Origin of the sequence: Levilactobacillus lanxiensis (genome assembly GCF_016861655.1) — a bacterium.
Lineage (GTDB): Bacteria > Bacillota > Bacilli > Lactobacillales > Lactobacillaceae > Levilactobacillus > Levilactobacillus lanxiensis.
The window spans coordinates 1-4,881 of record NZ_BOLN01000022.1; the positions used below are offsets into that span (position 1 = coordinate 1).

General features: G+C 49.2%; 2 rRNA genes. Both read right to left on the bottom strand.

Annotated features, from left to right (window positions below):
• Window positions 1–22: 22 nt before the first annotated feature.
• A 23S ribosomal RNA gene (locus JUF22_RS13725) occupies window positions 23–2,941 on the bottom strand.
• Window positions 2,942–3,161: 220 nt separating this feature from the next.
• Window positions 3,162–4,727, bottom strand: a 16S ribosomal RNA gene (locus JUF22_RS13730).
• The 16S and 23S rRNA genes sit together here, the layout of an rRNA operon.
• Between the last annotated feature and the right edge of the window lie 154 nt (window positions 4,728–4,881).

Genomic DNA, 4,881 nt, shown 5'->3' on the forward strand with positions numbered 1-4,881 from the left:
TGAGAACACCACGTTTTTCAACTTGGTTAAGTCCTCGACCGATTAGTACTGGTCCGCTTCACGTCTCACAACGCTGCCACTTCCAGCCTATCTACCTGATCATCTCTCAGGGGTCTTACTTCCATATAGGAATGGGAAATCTCATCTTGAGGCGAGTTTCACACTTAGATGCTTTCAGCGTTTATCTCATCCATACATAGCTACCCAGCGATGCGCCTGGCGGCACAACTGGTACACCAGAGGTATGTCCATCCCGGTCCTCTCGTACTAAGGACAGCTCCTCTCAAATTTCCTACGCCCGCGACGGATAGGGACCGAACTGTCTCACGACGTTCTGAACCCAGCTCGCGTACCGCTTTAATGGGCGAACAGCCCAACCCTTGGGACCGACTACAGCCCCAGGATGCGATGAGCCGACATCGAGGTGCCAAACCTCCCCGTCGATGTGGACTCTTGGGGGAGATAAGCCTGTTATCCCCAGGGTAGCTTTTATCCGTTGAGCGATGGCCCTTCCATACGGTACCACCGGATCACTAAGCCCGACTTTCGTCCCTGCTCGACCTGTCTGTCTCGCAGTCAAGCTCTCTTCTGCCTTTACACTCAATGAATGATTTCCAACCATTCTGAGAGAACCTTTGGGCGCCTCCGTTACTTTTTAGGAGGCGACCGCCCCAGTCAAACTGCCTACCTGACACTGTCTCCCACCACGATAAGTGGTGCGGGTTAGAGTGTTCACACAGCGAGGGTCGTATCCCACCAGCGCCTCACTCGAAACTAGCGTTCCGAGTTCTACGGCTCCGACCTATCCTGTACAAGCTGTGTCAACACCCAATATCAAGCTACAGTAAAGCTCCATGGGGTCTTTCCGTCCTGTCGCGGGTAACCTGCATCTTCACAGGTAATATAATTTCACCGAGTCTCTTGTTGAGACAGTGCCCAGATCGTTACGCCTTTCGTGCGGGTCGGAACTTACCCGACAAGGAATTTCGCTACCTTAGGACCGTTATAGTTACGGCCGCCGTTTACTGGGGCTTCATTTCTGGGCTTCGCCGAAGCTAACTCATCCACTTAACCTTCCAGCACCGGGCAGGCGTCAGCCCCTATACGTCATCTTACGATTTTGCAGAAACCTGTGTTTTTGATAAACAGTCGCCTGGGCCTTTTCACTGCGGCTACACTTGCGTGTAGCACCCCTTCTCCCGAAGTTACGGGGTCATTTTGCCGAGTTCCTTAACAAGAGTTCACTCGCTCACCTTAGGATACTCTCCTCGACTACCTGTGTCGGTTTGCGGTACGGGTAATTAATTACTAACTAGAAGCTTTTCTCGGCAGTGTGACATCTGGCACTTCCCTACTAAAATTCGGTCCTCGTAACGCCTTGTCCTTAGCAATAAGCATTTAACTCATCACCAGACTTGACGCTTGAACGCACATTTCCAATCGTGCGCATACCATAGCCTGCTGCGTCCCTCCATCGTTCAAACATAATTAACTAGTACAGGAATATCAACCTGTTATCCATCGCCTACGCTTCTCAGCCTCGGCTTAGGTCCCGACTAACCCTGGGAGGACGAGCCTTCCCCAGGAAACCTTAGTCATTCGGTGGATCAGATTCTCACTGATCTTTCGCTACTCATACCGGCATTCTCACTTCTAAGCGCTCCACTAGTCCTTACGATCTAGCTTCATTGCCCTTAGAACGCTCTCCTATCACGTGACCTAATGGTCACATCCATAATTTCGGTAACATGCTTAGCCCCGGTAAATTTTCGGCGCAGGATCACTCGGCTAGTGAGCTATTACGCACTCTTTAAATGGTGGCTGCTTCTGAGCCAACATCCTAGCTGTCTATGCAACTCCACATCCTTTTCCACTCAGCATGTATTTAGGGACCTTAATTGATGGTCTGGGCTGTTCCCCTTTCGACGGTGGATCTTATCACTCATCGTCTGACTCCCGGATATAAATCAGTGGCATTCGGAGTTTATCTGAATTCAGTAACCCATGACGGGCCCCTAGTCCAAACAGTGGCTCTACCTCCACGATTCTTAATTCCGAGGCTAACCCTAAAGCTATTTCGGAGAGAACCAGCTATCTCCAAGTTCGTTTGGAATTTCACCGCTATCCACACCTCATCCCAGCATTTTTCAACATACACGGGTTCGGTCCTCCAGTGCGCTTTACCGCACCTTCAACCTGGACATGGATAGGTCACCTGGTTTCGGGTCTACATCAATTTACTGAAACGCCCGTTTCAGACTCGCTTTCGCTACGGCTCCGGTCTTTACACCTTAACCTTGCAAATTAACGTAACTCGCCGGTTCATTCTACAAAAGGCACGCTATCACCCATTAACGGGCTCTAACTAATTGTAGGCACATGGTTTCAGGAACTATTTCACTCCGCTTCCGCGGTGCTTTTCACCTTTCCCTCACGGTACTGGTTCACTATCGGTCACTAGGGAGTATTTAGCCTTGGGAGATGGTCCTCCCGGTTTCCGACCACGTTTCACGTGTGTGGCCGTACTCAGGATCCTGAACTGAGGGTCAACGATTTCATCTACGGGGGTATCACCCGCTATGCCACGCCTTCCCAGACGTTTCGATTATCATTGACTTTGGTAACTCAAATGTTCAGTCCTACAACCCCAACAAGCAAGCTTGTTGGTTTGGGCTATTCCCCGTTCGCTCGCCGCTACTTAGGGAATCGATTTTTCTTTCTATTCCTGTGGGTACTTAGATGTTTCAGTTCCCCACGTCTGCCTCAATTCAAGTATGTATTCCCTGAATTGTAATAGTCGGTTAAAACTACTGGGTTTCCCCATTCGGAAATCTCCGGATCAAAGCTTACGTACAGCTCCCCGAAGCATATCGGTGTTAGTCCCGTCCTTCATCGGCTCCTAGTACCAAGGCATCCACCATGCGCCCTTCATAACTTAACCTAACGATTACTTCGTAATCGTTGATTAATTGAGTATTAGCGATAAAAACTAATTAAAAACTCAAAAAAATTCGCAGTGTTCTCGGTTTAATTATTAATAAAAATAATTATTAGAAAATATTTGATAATATCTAGTTTTCAAAGAACAAGTTAGAGAGGTAAGCCCCTCAAAACTGACCATTGTTTCGACAAAGTATGTGTAGCCTCCGTATATTCCTTAGAAAGGAGGTGATCCAGCCGCAGGTTCTCCTACGGCTACCTTGTTACGACTTCACCCTAATCATCTGTCCCACCTTAGACGGCTGACTCCCGAAGGTTATCTCACCGGCTTTGGGTGTTACAAACTCTCATGGTGTGACGGGCGGTGTGTACAAGGCCCGGGAACGTATTCACCGCGGCATGCTGATCCGCGATTACTAGCGATTCCAACTTCATGTAGGCGAGTTGCAGCCTACAATCCGAACTGAGAACGGCTTTAAGAGATTAGCTTAGCCTCACGACTTCGCAACTCGTTGTACCGTCCATTGTAGCACGTGTGTAGCCCAGGTCATAAGGGGCATGATGATTTGACGTCATCCCCACCTTCCTCCGGTTTGTCACCGGCAGTCTCACCAGAGTGCCCAACTTAATGCTGGCAACTGATAATAAGGGTTGCGCTCGTTGCGGGACTTAACCCAACATCTCACGACACGAGCTGACGACAACCATGCACCACCTGTATCCATGTCCCCGAAGGGAACGTCCTATCTCTAGGATTTGCATAGTATGTCAAGACCTGGTAAGGTTCTTCGCGTAGCTTCGAATTAAACCACATGCTCCACCGCTTGTGCGGGCCCCCGTCAATTCCTTTGAGTTTCAACCTTGCGGTCGTACTCCCCAGGCGGAGTGCTTAATGCGTTAGCTGCGGCACTGAAGGGCGGAAACCCTCCAACACCTAGCACTCATCGTTTACGGCATGGACTACCAGGGTATCTAATCCTGTTCGCTACCCATGCTTTCGAGCCTCAGCGTCAGTTACAGACTAGACAGCCGCCTTCGCCACTGGTGTTCTTCCATATATCTACGCATTCCACCGCTACACATGGAGTTCCACTGTCCTCTTCTGCACTCAAGTTACCCAGTTTCCGATGCACTTCTCCGGTTAAGCCGAAGGCTTTCACATCAGACTTAAGAAACCGCCTGCGCTCGCTTTACGCCCAATAAATCCGGACAACGCTTGCCACCTACGTATTACCGCGGCTGCTGGCACGTAGTTAGCCGTGGCTTTCTGGTTAAATACCGTCAACTTCTGAACAGTTACTCTCAGAAGTGTTCTTCTTTAACAACAGAGTTTTACGAGCCGAAACCCTTCTTCACTCACGCGGCATTGCTCCATCAGACTTTCGTCCATTGTGGAAGATTCCCTACTGCTGCCTCCCGTAGGAGTTTGGGCCGTGTCTCAGTCCCAATGTGGCCGATTACCCTCTCAGGTCGGCTACGTATCATTGTCTTGGTGGGCCTTTACCTCACCAACTAACTAATACGCCGCGGGATCATCCAGAAGTGATAGCCGAAGCCACCTTTCAAACAAGAACCATGCGGTTCTTGTTGTTATACGGTATTAGCACCTGTTTCCAAGTGTTATCCCCTGCTTCTGGGCAGATTTCCCACGTGTTACTCACCAGTTCGCCACTCGCTTCAATGTTAAAATCAGTGCAAGCACGTCATTCAACGGAAGCTCGTTCGACTTGCATGTATTAGGCATGCCGCCAGCGTTCGTCCTGAGCCAGGATCAAACTCTCATCTTAAAGATGATGCTTGAATAGCTCATCGATTGTTGTTACTTTTTGTTATAAAAGCGAATTGACTTCGCAAATATTGTTTGGGTTTGATACCAAGTATCAAACCGCCCTACACATATTTGGTTTGTCGAAACAATGTTCAGTTTTCAAAGGTCTACCA